This is a genomic window from Marinobacter maritimus (assembly GCF_007671675.1).
Classification (GTDB): Bacteria; Pseudomonadota; Gammaproteobacteria; order Pseudomonadales; family Oleiphilaceae; genus Marinobacter; species Marinobacter maritimus.
On the sequence record NZ_VCGW01000001.1, the window covers coordinates 341,643 to 356,654 of the forward strand.

The 15,012-nt window shown below is 49.4% G+C and carries 12 protein-coding genes; all 12 read left to right on the forward strand.

Annotated elements, in window-relative coordinates:
• Positions 1-49 precede the first annotated feature (49 nt).
• The 12 genes from cysQ to FFI90_RS01630 all read left to right on the forward strand — a co-directional run bounded on the left by cysQ (position 50) and on the right by FFI90_RS01630 (position 15,010).
• The gene (gene cysQ / locus FFI90_RS01575) at positions 50-817 is read left to right on the forward strand and encodes a 3'(2'),5'-bisphosphate nucleotidase CysQ (RefSeq protein WP_144775884.1); all 768 of its coding nucleotides are present in this window, start codon (positions 50-52) and stop codon (positions 815-817) included.
• Positions 818-863: 46 nt separating this feature from the next.
• On the forward strand, positions 864-1,343 hold the full coding sequence (gene rfaH / locus FFI90_RS01580) for a transcription/translation regulatory transformer protein RfaH (protein ID WP_144775886.1): 480 nt from the start codon (positions 864-866) through the stop codon (positions 1,341-1,343).
• 137 nt (positions 1,344-1,480) lie between these two features.
• Positions 1,481-2,260, forward strand: coding sequence for a Wzz/FepE/Etk N-terminal domain-containing protein (locus FFI90_RS01585; protein ID WP_144775888.1), 780 nt, complete (start codon positions 1,481-1,483; stop codon positions 2,258-2,260).
• Positions 2,261-2,480: 220 nt separating this feature from the next.
• Positions 2,481-3,971, forward strand: coding sequence for a capsule assembly Wzi family protein (locus FFI90_RS01590; RefSeq protein ID WP_144775890.1), 1,491 nt, complete (start codon positions 2,481-2,483; stop codon positions 3,969-3,971).
• 99 nt (positions 3,972-4,070) lie between these two features.
• Positions 4,071-6,602, forward strand: coding sequence for an SLBB domain-containing protein (locus FFI90_RS01595; RefSeq protein ID WP_144777178.1), 2,532 nt, complete (start codon positions 4,071-4,073; stop codon positions 6,600-6,602).
• Entirely contained in the window at positions 6,602-7,555 is a 954-nt protein-coding gene (locus tag FFI90_RS01600; RefSeq protein WP_144775892.1) for a Wzz/FepE/Etk N-terminal domain-containing protein, read from the forward strand. The genes FFI90_RS01595 and FFI90_RS01600 overlap by 1 nt, the downstream gene beginning before the upstream one ends.
• The gene (locus FFI90_RS01605) at positions 7,552-8,703 is read left to right on the forward strand and encodes a dTDP-glucose 4,6-dehydratase (RefSeq protein ID WP_144775894.1); all 1,152 of its coding nucleotides are present in this window, start codon (positions 7,552-7,554) and stop codon (positions 8,701-8,703) included. Before FFI90_RS01600 ends, FFI90_RS01605 begins: the two co-directional genes overlap by 4 nt.
• Positions 8,700-9,581, forward strand: a complete 882-nt coding sequence (rfbA, locus tag FFI90_RS01610; protein ID WP_144775896.1) for a glucose-1-phosphate thymidylyltransferase RfbA — start codon at positions 8,700-8,702, stop codon at positions 9,579-9,581. The genes FFI90_RS01605 and rfbA overlap by 4 nt, the downstream gene beginning before the upstream one ends.
• Positions 9,582-10,638: 1,057 nt before the next feature.
• A complete protein-coding gene (locus FFI90_RS01615; RefSeq protein ID WP_144775898.1) occupies positions 10,639-11,202 on the forward strand; it encodes an acyltransferase in 564 nt (187 codons plus the stop codon).
• The gene (gene rffA, locus FFI90_RS01620) at positions 11,199-12,329 is read left to right on the forward strand and encodes a dTDP-4-amino-4,6-dideoxygalactose transaminase (RefSeq protein ID WP_144775900.1); all 1,131 of its coding nucleotides are present in this window, start codon (positions 11,199-11,201) and stop codon (positions 12,327-12,329) included. Before FFI90_RS01615 ends, rffA begins: the two co-directional genes overlap by 4 nt.
• Positions 12,326-13,741, forward strand: a complete 1,416-nt coding sequence (locus FFI90_RS01625; protein WP_144775902.1) for a lipopolysaccharide biosynthesis protein — start codon at positions 12,326-12,328, stop codon at positions 13,739-13,741. The genes rffA and FFI90_RS01625 overlap by 4 nt, the downstream gene beginning before the upstream one ends.
• Entirely contained in the window at positions 13,742-15,010 is a 1,269-nt protein-coding gene (locus FFI90_RS01630; protein ID WP_144775904.1) for a glycosyltransferase, read from the forward strand.
• The last annotated feature ends 2 nt before the right edge of the window (positions 15,011-15,012 follow it).

The window sequence follows — 15,012 nt, forward strand, 5'->3', positions numbered from 1 at the left end:
GTCAATATTTGCTACTATTCAGAAACACCAGCGAAGCAGGATGCAAGGCATGCACTACAGCTCAATACTTCCGGAAGTGATCAAAGTGGCGGATGAAGCCAGCACTAAGGTTCTCCACATCTACCAGTCTGATTTCAAGGTGAGCTACAAGGAAGACGAATCACCCATCACCGCTGCGGATATTGCGAGCCACGAGACCATTGTAAAAGGTCTGCGTAACATAAGCCGGGATATTCCGATTCTTTCGGAAGAGGGCGCCCAGGCCTCTTGGGAGGAGCGTAAACTCTGGCGCCGGTTCTGGCTGGTTGATCCGATTGATGGCACTAAAGAGTTCACTCAACGCTCTGGCGAGTTCACGGTAAATATCGCTCTGATTGAAGGTGGTGAGCCGGTCATGGGCGTTGTTACAGCCCCGGCCTTAAAGGAAGCATTTTGGGGTATTAAAGGTGAGGGCGCTCACAAGCGTGACCGAACCGGGCGAATTCATCGCATCCGCGTAACAGAACCCCAGGCAACCAAGCGCGTTGTCGCCAGCAAAAATCATATGAATGATGAGACTCGCACCTTTATTAAAGCTCTCGGAGCCCACAAAACGATTCAGGCCGGCAGTTCCCTCAAATTCTGCCGGATAGCAGAAGGCCACGCCGATATTTATCCGCGCATGGGGCCGACCAGTGAGTGGGACACCGCTGCAGCCCATGCTGTGTTGCTTGCAGCTGGTGGAAATGTGCACACTTTGGAGGGGCAGCCTTTGCAATACGGCAAAGAAGATGTGCTAAACCCGTATTTCATCGCTGCAGGAAACTGGTATTTTTGATGCGTTTTTAAGATCACGGCTCATCATTAACTAACACCGGAATCGTATGACTTGGTACGCACTCCAGCACAAGCCCGCTCAAGGCGATCGGGCACTTACCCATTTGCAGAATCAGGATATCGCCTGTTTCTACCCGAAAATCCAGGTAGAAAAAATCAAAGCTGGGAAGCGCATCCAGAGGCTTGAGCCGCTTTTTCCTGGTTACTTGTTCGTCAACCTGGATCAGACGGACCCCTCATGGGCAAAGCTTCGTTCCACTCGCGGTGTAATTCGTGTTGTCAGTTTCGCGAACAAGCCTGCCGCAATAGCAGATGACGTGATTCGGCACGTCAAAGACAGTCTTGATGCTGTTACACAGCAGGGTGGGCTCAGGTCTGGCGAGGCGGTTCAGCTAGGCGAAGGCCCCTTTGAGGGCCTTAATGCTGTTTTTCAGGCGTATGATGGTGAAGAGCGGGCCGTTGTGCTTATTAGCTTTATGCAGAAACAACAGTCTGTGAAGATCCCGATTTCGGCAATAAAGCGATAGACATCGAGAATTACTTACCGGCCGGTAACGGAAATGGTCAGGCATACACTGTAAACTGTACACCGTTCCTACACTGGATCCGATTTCGCCAGATTATACATTCCGATTCCAAGTTTTGTTTTCCGGGCTGCAGTCTAATGAATGACACGCAAAACACGTCCTCTGGCGTTCAACGGCCAGATTATTCCGATGAGATCAGTCTGGTTGATCTTGTTGCGACGTTTATCCGCAGGCGCCGGGTTTTTTATGTGGTCTTTATTGCCGTTGTCCTAGGTGGCTTAGCCTACGCAATGTGGATGCCAGACAAGTATGAGTATGCAAGCCTTATTCAGATAGCTCAAAAAGACAGCAAAGAGTTTGTTCAGCCGCCAGAGACAATAATGGCAACGTTGGAGAGCCGCTGGTTGCCAGAAATACAAACCACGTATCGCGAAGAGCATGGCAGAAAACTCCCTTTTGATGTGTCTTTCGATAACCCCGAAAGCACGGGGCTCATTCGTTTCAGCAGTAGCGCGATCAAGGGAGATGAAAAAGCCGTTGGCGCTGCTCATAGTGCCTTGATCAGCCGCGTGAAGGGGCATCAAGAAATTTTGATTGAGGGAGAGCGTCAGGGCCTTAAGCGGCAGATAGGGTCGCTGGACAGTGCCATTGAGACACTGAAGGGTGAGAAGGACGCCGGTGAAGCGATAGCTGGCGCCATAGAGAGGCGCTCAAGGCTTGAGGGTAAACTTGAAAGTCTACAGGGAATTCAGGTGCTTGTTACCAGCCGCCAAAGTGCTGAGAAAATTGCCCCAAAGCGTAGCTTGATTGTTGTGCTATCAATATTGCTCGGTAGCATGTTGGGTGTTTTTGTGGCGTTTATGAGTGAGTTTGCGGCCACGGTGAGAAACCAAGTGGCAACGGATAGCGCTGGCTGATTGCTGTTCGAGTTAGGTGACTTTCTGACTCTTTGACAACCTTTGACGCTCTCGCAGCGGTTTGGTTTGTATGTCCGGCTTTTTGTCACTTGTTTGTGCAATACGATGCCGTAGAATCGGCACGCTTCAGACATGGAACATTCACACACTGACAGGGATGCAGTTGGGAGCGTGTTGTCCCCTCCTCGTTTTTTCCTGTTATTGCTGGCAATTTATTTCTATGACCTTAAAACACTGGGCCTTGGTCGGTGGGGCGGTAGCGTGCCTGACCAGCACTTTAGCAACGGCGGCACCCTGGCTTGAGCCGGGTGATGTGCGCGCTCGGTTTGCGGTACAGAAGCTTGCGGATCGCGGCCAACTTCAGCGGCCGGTTACAAGCTGGCCCATAATGTGGGGTTCCATAACCAATGGCCTGAATGAGGCGGAGGGCACACCTGATGCCGTCACTGGGCTGGCTCGTAACTACCTTGAGTTCGAACGTGCCCGGCAGGCATCCCCTGGTTTTCGTGCGGAATTTGAAGTCGCGGGCACAAATGAAGTGGCCATGGTTCAGGGCTTTGATCGCGGGCCAATGGCTGAAGCGACAGCAAAACTTGACGTGCAATGGCAGGGGCAAAACTGGGCGTTCGGCCTGAGCCCGGCTTATGCCCACAACCCTGATGACGATGAAAGCGCCCGCTTTGATGGCTCCTATCTCGCAGCCACTGCAGGTAACTGGGTGTTTGGCGTTGGCGCTATCGATCGCTGGTGGGGCCCCGGCTGGCAATCCAGCCTTATCTTGTCCAATAACGCCCGGCCATTGCCCTCCGTGTGGCTGAATCGCAAAGACGCCTCTGCGCCTGAGAGTCGCTGGTTGAGCTGGATTGGCCCTTGGCAATTCACAGTGTTTGCCGGGCAGTATGAAAAAGAACGTAAGGTGCCGGAAGCCAAGCTGATAGGCATGCGCCTGAATCTTCGCCCGCTGGATGGTTTGGAGCTGGGCTTCTCCCGGGCAATTATGCTCGGGGGTGAGGGCCGGCCTGAGGGCGCATCTACGATCTGGAATGCGTTGATAGGCAAGGATAACGGTCAGCTGGAAGAAAACGATCCGGGTAATCAACTTGCCAGTATAGATGCACGCTATGGTTTCGCCATAGGCGAGCAGTCGATGGGCGTTTATGGCCAGATGATGGGTGAAGACGAAGCCGGTGCCTTCCCTGCGCGCAAATCCTGGCTTCTGGGTACCGATTGGACGAGTCAGCTGTTTAGCGGCGATCAACAATGGTTTATAGAGTACGCCAACACGTTCGCTGATGACTTCCTGGGTGACGCCATGCCCAACATCACCTACGACCATTCCCGTTACAACAGCGGCTATCGCTATTACGGCCGCACCATGGGCGCCAGCTTCAGTGGCGATGCAGAAGCCATTACGCTAGGCGGCTTTCATTTTTTCGACGACGGACGCAATCTTTCGGCCAGCTTGAGCTTTGTTGAGTTCAACAAAGACGGGATAAGCCGAACACCGGTGATCGATAAAGACATCAAGTTGATGGTCCCCGCGGAAAATGCCAAACAAGTAATCGCAAAAGTCGGCTATGGCACCGAGTTGCTTAATGGCTGGCTGGACCTCAGCGCGCAGTTTGCAGATAAAAAGCTTGAGTTGGTCAATCCGGCAGACAATGAAGCAGGCCAGTGGTCTGTTGGCGCCAGTTGGCGATACCGTTTTTAACACGTTTCATCTAATTGATAACTCCAAACTCTTTTCCAAAACATATACTGGATACCCGCTGTGAACTTTAAGCGTTTTCTTCTTTCTTTATCACTATTAATGCCTTTGTGTGTTTCCGCTCAATCAATAACACCCTCTCAGATCCAGCAGTTTAAATCCCTCCCCCAAGCCCAGCAGGAAGCTTTGGCGCGGCAGTACGGCGTGGATCTGGATCAGATTCAGGGGAGTGCTTCGCAAGACCACCCCAAAGTGAATCAACAGATCTCGGTCGTCGAGCCGCTGGAGAAAGACACCAGCCAAGGCGAAGACAAGAAAGACAGCAAACCTGCTAAAGAAGAGCAAGCGTTCAGCGAAAAGAACCATGGCCTGAAGCCGTTTGGCTACGAGTTGTTTGAAGGTAAGCCCAGCACATTTGCTCCAGTGACCGAAATACCGGTTCCTGCCAACTATACACTGGGCCCTGGTGACGAATTGAAAGTTCAGCTTTGGGGCAACGAAAACCGCCAGCTATCGCTGGTTGTTTCCCGCGATGGCACCATCGAGATGCCTGAAAGAGGGCCGGTTAATGTCGCCGGCATGAGCTTTCAGCAAATCAGAGAAGAAATTAGCAGACTGGTCGCAGAACAGTACATTGGCGTAAAAGCGGCGGTTTCTTTGGGCGAGCTGCGTAGTATGCGGGTATTTGTGCTGGGTGAAGCGCGCACGCCGGGATCGTTCAGTGTTAGTTCGCTCTCTACCATAACCAACGCACTTTATGTATCTGGCGGCATTCGCCACACAGGTTCTTTGCGCAACGTACAATTAAAACGCAACGGGAAGGTTGTAAGCACGCTTGATCTTTACGACCTGCTGCTTAAAGGTGACACCAGCGGTGATGTGCGCCTTCAACCCGGAGACGCAGTATTTATTCCGGCTGTAGGTCCTCGTGTTGGAATAGATGGAGAAGTGTATCGCCCAGCGCTGTATGAAATTAAAAACTCCACCACGCTGGACGATTTGGTAAATCTGGCTGGAGGCCTCACCTCTCAAGCCTATCCGCAAATAACGCGAATCGAACGTACGAACCAGGATTTCCTGCGGGTAATAGCGGAAGCCGATCTCACCAATAACCAGGGCAAGCGCGCTAAGGTAAAGTCTGGTGACCGAGTTTCGGTTGCATCTATCGCGGATGTGACAGGCCAGTATGTCGAAATAACGGGTGCTGCCACTCGTGAAGGCAAATTCGCCTGGGTGCCGGGAATGCGGGTGAGCTCCATAATCCGCAACTTGGACGCAGATCTGTTGCCAATAGCCGATACCAACTTCGCAGCCGTCGTCAGAACAAATCCCGATACCCAGCAGGTTTCCGTACTGAGCCTGGAGCTTAAGAATGCAGTAAGCAATCCCGGTGGGTCAGTCGATCTGATCATGCAGGAAAAAGACCAGTTGCTGGTGTTTGCGGATGAGGGTAAGGGCGATTTCAAACAAAGCTTCCCTGAAAACCCGGAGAAGGGCAATGGGGGCGATGTGACGCAAGAAGGCGTTGAGGATGAAGCAGACACAAAGCGCTTTAGCCGCGATACGCTATTTGATCCTGTGGTAAAGCGCTTAAAAGCCCAAGCCACGCCGTCAACACCGCAACAAACCATGACCATCAGTGGACCGGTTCGTTACCCCGGTGAGTACCCCCTGCCAGCAACCGGTAAAGTGAAAGATGCCATTGTTATGGCCGGAGGGTTAACGGATTCAGCCCTTATGTTAGACGCAGAGTTAGCCCGCCGGAGTTTGAACAGCAATGGGGTAGAACAAACTCAGCTGCGCACAATCAGCTTGGCTGATGCAATGAATGATCAAATAGATATACAGCTGCAAAGCCGTGATCGCCTGATGGTGAGATCCATACCTCTGTTCGGTGCCACACGCACCATTAAACTGGAAGGTGAAGTGGTTTATCCAGGCGAGTACACGTTCAGCGATGGCGAGACCCTGGTGGATGTTCTCACACGTGCTGGAGGGCTCACCAGCAATGCATTCCCTCGTGGCGCCGTATTTACCCGCAAAAAACTGCGTGAACTGGAAGCTCAGCGTCTGCTGGAAGCTGAAAAGCGACTGCAGGGTGACCTGCTAGGTGTCCGGCTGGAAGGCGATAACTTTGGTGGCCAGAGTGCACAGCGCGTAGAACAGGTTCAGAGATTGCTAGACGATGTGCAAACTAGCCGACCAGTAGGGCGCATGGTGATTGAACTTGCCTCTGTGCTTGAAGATAGCAGCTACCAGTCTATTCGCCTCCAGGATGGTGACACGTTGAACGTTCCCATTATCCCTCAGGCCGTGAGCGTATTCGGCGAAGTGCAATTCCCCACAAGCCATCTGCACTCAGAAGGTTTAACGGTAGACGACTATCTCGAGCGTTCCGGCGGGCCCACCCGTCAGGCGGACGAGAGCCGGGTGTATGTCGTGAAAGCCGACGGCTCGGTAATGTTGCCTGAGAAAAGCGCGTGGTTTGGTGGTCGCAGCCAGCAGTTGCAGCCGGGTGATACGGTCATCATGCCGATCGATGTAGACCGCCTGAACCAGCTGGAGCTTTGGACGAACGTAAGCCAGATCGTTTATCAGATGGCTCTAGGTGCAGCTGCAGTGGGTAACCTCTGATGAATCAGCGCGTTGAGTTCGAGCAGGCAAGTCAGTACGCAGATGATGAAATAGATCTTCGCCAGATTTTCGCCACATTGTGGTCAGGGAAGTGGGTTGTTATAGCGTTTACAATCTTATTCGCTGCGGGTGGCGTGGCGTTTGCGCTTATGAAGCCGGATATCTATCAGGCAAGCGTACTGGTGGCGCCCGCTAATGATGAAGGTGGTGTTAAAGGCCTGAGTGGGCAGTTGGGAGGCTTGGCCAGCTTGGCGGGTATCAATCTGGGAGGCGGCGGTTCTAATCAAACTGTTATCGCCAAAGAAGTACTGCAGTCCCGTGCATTTCTGACTGATTTTATACGTCGGCATCAGTTGGCCGTCCCGCTGAAAGCTGTTAATGGTTGGAACAAAGAAAAGCAGCGGTGGCAGTACAACCGGGAAGTCTATAATCCGGAGACGGAAGAGTGGTTGAAGGACGACAAAGGCGAGAGCTTAGCACCTACCGACTGGGATCTGGTGAAAACATTTAAGGGGGATCACCTGAGTGTGAGCGAGAGCAAAGATACTGGCATGCTCACAATCAGTATCAAAAGCCTGTCCCCCATAGCAGCGAAAGAATGGGCTGGGCTATTGGTAGCTGATATCAACGAACATATGCGTCGAGAAGATGTGGGTACTTCTGAGGCACGTATCGCCTATCTCGAGGGCAAGCTGGAAGAAACCAGTATTGCCGGAATGCAGCAAGTCTTTTACCAGCTCATTGAAAGCGAAACCCGCACGGTAATGCTGGCCAACGCGCAACCGGAATACGTCTTCAAAACTGTAGATCCGGCTGTAGCGCCCCAAGAGAAAAGTGAACCCAAGCGCGCTTTGATCGTCGTGTTGGCTGTAATGCTAGGCGGCATGCTGGGTGTATTTGTTGTCTTCATACGTGCTTTCATAAAATCCGATAAATTTGAAGAAAAATTATGAAACTCCTGATCACCGGCGGTGCCGGCTTCATCGGCTCCGCCGTAATTCGTCACATCCTCACCAAGACCAGTGATGAAGTGGTCAATCTCGACAAGCTCACTTACGCTGGCAACCTCGAAAGCTTGGCTGAAGTAAGTGATAGCGAACGCTACAGCTTCGAGCAAGTAGACATCTGCAATCGAGCAGAAGTAGATCGCGTGCTGGCCCAACACCAGCCAGATGCAATAATGCACTTGGCCGCCGAAAGCCACGTAGACCGCTCCATAGATGGCCCCGCGGAATTTATCGAAACCAATATAGTAGGAACCTACACCCTGCTGGAAGCCACCCGCCAGTACTGGCAGGCCATGGAAGCCGAGAAAAAAGCCAACTTCCGCTTCCACCACATAAGCACAGACGAAGTCTACGGCGACCTCCCGCACCCAAACCAGTTCCCCTCTCCCCCGGCGGGAGAGGGGCTAGGGGAGAGGGGGGAGCGTGTATTCCCGATCACGGGAGAGGGGCCAGGGGAGAGGGGGGAATCTCTGCCTCTCTTCACAGAAGAGACGGCCTATGCCCCAAGCAGCCCCTATAGCGCCAGCAAAGCCAGCTCAGACCACCTGGTACGAGCCTGGCATCGTACCTACGGCCTGCCTGTACTCGTCACAAACTGCAGCAACAACTACGGCCCCTTCCACTTCCCGGAAAAGCTCGTCCCGTTGATGATCCTCAACGCCCTGGAAGGCAAGCCGCTCCCGGTTTACGGCAAAGGTGACCAGATTCGCGATTGGCTCTACGTAGAAGACCACGCCCGCGCGCTCTACAAAGTCGTCAAAGCAGGCAAGCCCGGCGAAACCTACAATATTGGCGGCCACAACGAAAAACAGAACATCGAAGTGGTGCACACCCTGTGCGACATCCTCCAGGAACTGCGACCACAGGAAAAAAATTACCGCGATCTCATTACCACTGTAAAAGACCGCCCAGGCCACGACAGGCGCTACGCCATAGACGCTAGCAAAATCCAGAAAGAACTCGGCTGGGTGCCAGAAGAAACCTTCGCAACCGGCATCCGCAAAACCGTAAATTGGTATCTGGCTAATCTGGATTGGTGTCAGCGCGTGCAGGACGGCAGTTATCAGCGCGAAAGATTGGGAGCAACAGCATGAAAGGCATCATCCTCGCAGGCGGCTCCGGCACTCGCCTATACCCCATAACACAGGGCACCTCCAAACAACTGCTGCCTGTATACGACAAACCTATGATCTACTACCCGCTCTCTGTACTCATGCTGGCGGGCATCCGGGATATCCTCATCATTACCACTCCGGAAGATTTGGCTGGCTTCAAGCGTGCCTTGGGTGACGGCGAGCAGTTTGGCGTTAACCTCAGCTATGAGGTGCAGCCAACGCCCGATGGCTTGGCGCAGGCCTTCATTATTGGCGAAGAGTTTATTGGTGAGGATAGCGTTTGTCTGGTACTCGGCGACAATATCTTCTATGGGCAGGGTTTTGTTCCCAAACTCCACGAAGCCGTGGAGCAGGTTGAAGAGCGAGGTGGAGCAACTGTATTTGGGTATCAGGTTAAAGACCCGGAGCGTTTTGGTGTAGTAGCGTTCGATAACGCTCATAAAGCCATCTCGATCGAAGAAAAGCCATCCAAACCAAAATCGCACTTTGCAGTCACTGGTCTGTACTTCTACGACAACAAAGTAGTCGAGATCGCAAAAACTGTTCAGCCATCAAGACGTGGTGAGCTGGAAATTACAGACGTGAATCGAGCGTATCTGGAGCAGGGCGAACTGAACGTAAACCTTCTGGGCCGGGGCTTTGCCTGGCTGGACACAGGTACCCACGAAAGTTTGCTGGAAGCCGCACAGTTTGTAGAAACCATTGAAAAGCGCCAAGGCTACAAAATCGCCTGCCTGGAAGAAATTGGTTACAACCAGGGCTGGTTAAGCAGACAGAAAGTAGAGCAACAAGCGCAGGAATTACGCAAAAACAGCTATGGCGAATATCTCAGCGCCTTGGTCTGTGGCGAGCTCTGAAAGGTAATTTTGTGATTTTACACGTAGCAGGGCTTGATAAGTTCATCCCACCATTTGTCGAATTCGCTAAGGAAGAATTTCAGGAAGAGAAGCATCAATTCTGGTTTACGGGTTCTGTTGAAAAATACCCATTAGATCAGAGTGAAGCCGTGTATGTGTGGAAGCGGCACTTTGGCCAAGCTTGCGGGCGACGCAAAACTGGTTAAACAGCTCCACAGCGCCCGAAAGGTTATGCTCCATGGACTATTCAACATCCGGGTTGTTCTCATTCTGGCGCTTTGTCTGTGGGTACTGGCTAAGTGCCACTGGGTAATCTAGGGCGGAGATCTTTTCCAATATAAAAAAACGACTAAAGCCCTGCGATCTCGCATTAGAGAAGCTCTGCGGAGTTTTGTTATCCGCAGAGTCGGACATTTGGTCACCTATATCGATGGTGACGTGAAACTGGCCCGCCAATGGTACGGGGCGAAAGGTGCTCACCACGAATGCATCATGTAACTGAGCAATGTCGTCGATTCCAAAACTACAGGGGAGGCAGCTCCCAACACTGGCCATGAGGGTTTGAAAATACTCCTCGGTAACTCTGCCGATCCAAGAAACAACCACATCGAAGCGCTCGAACGCCTGTTGCCCTTTAAAGAAATCAGGGCATCAAAATATTTGTCCTTGTCTTATGGCGACCAAAACATGCAAAAAAGTAATCAGCCGCGGTGAAGAGTGGTTTGGAGATAAATTTGTGCCCATGACGGACTTTATGTCGTTTGAGCAATACTTGGAGGTTTTTAAAAGCCTTGATGTCGCGATCTTCAACCATCGACGACAGCAGGCCATGGGACACACCATTATGCTTTTTAGTATCGGGAAAACGGTTTTATGCGGAGCGAAGTGAACTAATGGCATTGTCTGTATAGCTTGGGAATTAAGCTGAACGACGTTGATAATATAGCGCTCTCCCGGGTAGCGCCCCATGAAGCCGAAGGGAATGCTCGTGTAGTTCGCCCATATTTTTCAAGGGCAACGCGGGTTGAGCAACTTTCAGATATTTCCGAGGGATAGAATGGCTTATTTAACCGAAGCGCAGCTACAGGCGATGGGTTTTAAGACTGTAGGTGGAAATGTAAAAGTGAGCGACAAGGCGAGCATCTATAATCCTGAAGTGATTGAGCTTGGTGATTATTCACGTATTGACGACTTCTGTGTTGTATCCGGAAAGGTTTCAATTGGACGATATTGTCATATCACCCCAATGTGTTTAGTTGCTGGGGGCTCTCCCGGAGTCACGCTCTCGGATTTTTGTACTCTGGCCTATGGAGTACAAGTTTTTGCGCAGTCTGATGATTACAGCGGCAGTACCATGGTGAATTCACTAATTCCTGCCAAATTCAAAAATGAGTATTTCGCTGAGGTGCTTATAGAGAGGCAGGTAATTATCGGAGCAGGCTCAATCATTTTTCCAGGTGTTACAATCCGACAAGGGTGCTCGGTTGGCGCCATGACGCTATTGAATAAAAGCACCCAGCCCTGGGGAATCTACGCAGGCAAACCTGCCCGCAGAATTAAGGATCGAAAACAAGATTTACTCGAACTGGAAGCGCAATTTCTCAAAGAGCAGCAAGAATGATCCCGTTTAACATGCCACCCTGCACGGGGGCCGAAGAGCAGTACATCAAACAGGCGCTAAAAAGCAACAAGCTCTCCGGCGATGGCCCTTTCGGCAAAAGGTGCCAGAACTGGTTCGAAAAAAACCTACCAGCCAAGAAAACCCTGCTGACTCCTTCTTGTACGGCCGCTCTGGAATTGGCGGCGATCCTAATAGACATTAAGCCGGGCGATGAGGTCATCATGCCGAGCTACACCTTCGTGAGTACAGCAAATGCCTTCGTACTCCGTGGTGCAAAGATTGTGTTCGTGGATATCCGCCCAGATACCATGAATATTGATGAAAGCCTGATCGAGGATGCAATCACTCCTAGCACCCGAGCTATTGTGCCCGTGCACTACGCTGGCGTTGCCTGCGAGATGGACACCATCATGGCCATTGCCGAGCGCCACAACCTTTACGTGGTTGAAGATGCAGCTCAAGGCATGATGAGCAGCTACAAAGGGCGTGCGCTGGGAACCATCGGCCATCTGGGAGCTTTCAGCTTCCACGAAACCAAGAACTACACCAGTGGTGGTGAAGGTGGCTTGCTGATCATCAACGACGAACAGTTTGCGGAGCGTGCCGAGGTCATTCGCGAGAAAGGCACCAACCGGAGTCAGTTCTTCCGGGGCATGGTCGATAAGTACCAATGGGTGGATATCGGCAGCAGCTACCTGCCAAGCGAATTGCAGGCCGCTTACCTGTGGGCACAGCTGGAGCATGCAACCGAAATCAATGAGTCGCGCCTGAACGCCTGGCAATATTACTGGCACCACATACAGCTGCTTGCGGAACAGGGGCGCATTGAACTTGCCACCATTCCAAACGGCTGCACGCACAACGGCCACATGTTTTACCTAAAAATCTCCGGGCTGAAGGAGCGTACCGCTTTGCTGGAACACCTTAAGAGCAAGGGTATTCACGCGGTATTTCATTATGTGCCGTTGCATACCGCCAAAGCAGGTGCCGCTTTCGGACGATTCCACGGGGAAGATCGTTTCACTACCAGTGAAAGCGAGCGGTTGGTTAGGTTGCCGATGTGGTTTGGCCTACCCAAAGATGATCAAATGCGCCTGATATCGGCTATAGAAGAGTTCTACGCGTGAGATTTCGTAAGATTACTGCCTTCTCGATAGGGCCAGTTGGTGGCGCTGCATTAGGCTTAATAACTCTACCTTTCCTTACATGGTTTTTTTCGGCTGAAGATATTGGCCGATTTACTATGCTTCAAGTGTCTCTCGGTTTAAGCACAAGTTTATTTAGCTTGGCTATGCATCAGGCTTATGTAAGGGAGTATCATGAAGTGGCTGATAGGGCCGCGCTGTTTAAAGCAGCCATTTTCCCAAGCATATCTATTTTAACAGTTTTAGTATTATTATCGCTGATTTTGCCGCTCTCAATTTCGAAAATTTTGTTTGAAGTTGAATCTGTTTTGCTTGAAGCGCTTTTGTTTATAGGCGGTTATTCTGTGCTGATAATAAATTTCTTAGCACACGTGCTTAGAATGGAGGAGCGTGGGCTAGCATTCTCAGCGACACAAGTTTCACCAAAGCTATTTTTCATAATATGCATAAGCGCTATTTTTATTCTAAGTATAGAGTCAAGCTTTCAAATTCTGATCATGATGAATACCTTTGCGGTATTCGGATCCTTATGTATATTTGCTTTTCTAACTCGAAAAACATGGATGGCAGCAATATCTAGACCATTAAATGTGGGTTTGATTAAAAAAATGCTTTCGTTTAGCTTGCCACTTGTTGCTGGTGGCCTTGCTTACTGGGGGCTGACAACAATGGATAGATTCTTTTTAAGAGCTTTATCCGGGTTTGAACAGCTTGGCGTGTATGCAATCTCAGTGTCGCTGGCAGCAGCAGTTTCAGTCTTATCAACTATTTTCTCAAATTTATGGCATCCGACTGTGTATAGGTGGATAAAAGAAGGTGTCGAGCCTGCTCGCATACAGGCAGTAATTGAAAATATGTTTATTGTAGTTGCCATAACCTGGTCTCTAGTTGGGTTACTATCGTGGGTAGTCCCATACTTTTTGCCGCCTCGATACCAAGCCGTTGAGTATTTGATTGTTGCCTGTGTAGCTATGCCTCTATTCTACATGCTTTCAGAAACGACTGTAGTTGGAATTGGTATAACGCGACGTACGAGCTTCTCCATGATTTCCTCTATAGCTGCCGCCTTAGTTAATGCTGTTTTAAATTTTTTGCTCATACCAAAATATGGTGCAGCAGGTGCAGCACTTGCTACTCTTTTCTCGTTCTTCGTGTTTTTTTTGATTAGAACGGAATCGAGCGCATGGCTTTGGGTTTCGTTGCCCCGAATGAAAATGTACTTTTTGATAACTGCTTATCTATTTGCTACCGCCACCATGGTAGTAACAGAAGCAAGAATCAAGAATTTTAATGCAATTTGGGTGGGGCTAATACTGTTAACTGCTTTTATGTATTACTCTCGATTGTTTCAGTCTTTCTGGTTTATAAAAAACTATTTGAGTAAAGAGGTTTGAATGTTATTTATCAATGGCGCTCTAGGATTAGGCGGGCTTGAAACCTTTTATGTGAGAATGGCAAAGGAGCGCGCAAAGCAAGGCTTGCCAACATCGCTTTTGTTGTTGTCAAAGCCAGAAGCAAGTGATGAAAATCTATTAGAAGAAATGAAAAAATATGCGAAAGTGGTTTTCACTCAAGATATCTTTTCGATTAGCGCCGGTTTTTCACGTAGATTTCCTCTGCTTTCACCAGTAAAAAAAAATGCTCTTTCAAATCTATTTGAAAATGTAAATCAAATTCATGTCTCTGATGGAATGCTTGGCCTTGTAGGAGAAAGGTTTAATAGAATTTCTGGTAAAAATATTCCTATCACGATTGGCTTTTATCATTATATACAATATCTATGGGGTGGCGAAAAGGTTCCAAGTTTTGAAAAAACAAATCGAAGGTTTGTATTCAAGTTTCTCCCTAAAGAAGCTCTGTTGATGTTTTCTGATGGTGTCAAAGACCTTTACGAAAAAAATAAATCGATGAATTTAGAGGGCGCCCAAGTATTTAGATTAGGAGTGGTTGATAAAAAAAAGGTTCGGGTAAGTGGAAGTTTGAAACGCCCTTTGAAAATTATAGCTATAGGTCGCTTAGTTGATTTTAAAACCTACAACCTTTACATGCTTGAAGTTGTAAGCGAGCTAAAGACAAAAGGTATATTTGTCAAGCTTGATATTTTCGGGGATGGCCCATTAAAACAGCATATAATAACGAAAATTAATCAGTTAGAATTAAACGATTCTGTAGCATTGAAGGGTAGTCTTGAATATTCCAAATTTGACGAAACCGTTTCTCACTATGATTTATTTGTAGGTAGTGGGACGGCAATTATACAGGCAGCATCATTAGGTTTGCCATCAATTATTGGTGTCGAAAACGTGATTCATTCCAAAACTTATGGTTATTTTTCAGATTTTTACAAGTATGAATATAACCTTAAAGGTTTAAGCTTTCCTTTATTGTCTGTGGAAAAAATCATTGAAAACTATTTCTTTATGGATGAAGGTAAACGACTGGAGTTGAAAAAGTCGCACATCATCGCCAGTGAAGTGTTCACCAATGAGGCATGCCAGAAGGGAATGGATGCGTTAAAAAACATTAGAATGCCAGTGCAAGGTTTTAAATATAATCGATGGTCCTATGAACTATCTAGATTGATCGATAGAGTTAACTTAAGACTTAATAAAAACCATCCAAGGTTGAGGAAGTTTGAGGATTTTAGAAAGTTACATGAATGACT

What these genes read in the sequence shown, in the direction of transcription:
- cysQ (WP_144775884.1), top strand. Translation starts at nt 50, where the DNA reads ATGCACTACAGCTCAATACTTCCGGAAGTGATCAAAGTGGCGGATGAA.
- rfaH (WP_144775886.1), top strand. Translation starts at nt 864, where the DNA reads ATGACTTGGTACGCACTCCAGCACAAGCCCGCTCAAGGCGATCGGGCA.
- FFI90_RS01585 (WP_144775888.1), top strand. Translation starts at nt 1,481, where the DNA reads ATGAATGACACGCAAAACACGTCCTCTGGCGTTCAACGGCCAGATTAT.
- FFI90_RS01590 (WP_144775890.1), top strand. Translation starts at nt 2,481, where the DNA reads ATGACCTTAAAACACTGGGCCTTGGTCGGTGGGGCGGTAGCGTGCCTG.
- FFI90_RS01595 (WP_144777178.1), top strand. Translation starts at nt 4,071, where the DNA reads ATGCCTTTGTGTGTTTCCGCTCAATCAATAACACCCTCTCAGATCCAG.
- FFI90_RS01600 (WP_144775892.1), top strand. Translation starts at nt 6,602, where the DNA reads ATGAATCAGCGCGTTGAGTTCGAGCAGGCAAGTCAGTACGCAGATGAT.
- FFI90_RS01605 (WP_144775894.1), top strand. Translation starts at nt 7,552, where the DNA reads ATGAAACTCCTGATCACCGGCGGTGCCGGCTTCATCGGCTCCGCCGTA.
- rfbA (WP_144775896.1), top strand. Translation starts at nt 8,700, where the DNA reads ATGAAAGGCATCATCCTCGCAGGCGGCTCCGGCACTCGCCTATACCCC.
- FFI90_RS01615 (WP_144775898.1), top strand. Translation starts at nt 10,639, where the DNA reads ATGGCTTATTTAACCGAAGCGCAGCTACAGGCGATGGGTTTTAAGACT.
- rffA (WP_144775900.1), top strand. Translation starts at nt 11,199, where the DNA reads ATGATCCCGTTTAACATGCCACCCTGCACGGGGGCCGAAGAGCAGTAC.
- FFI90_RS01630 (WP_144775904.1), top strand. Translation starts at nt 13,742, where the DNA reads ATGTTATTTATCAATGGCGCTCTAGGATTAGGCGGGCTTGAAACCTTT.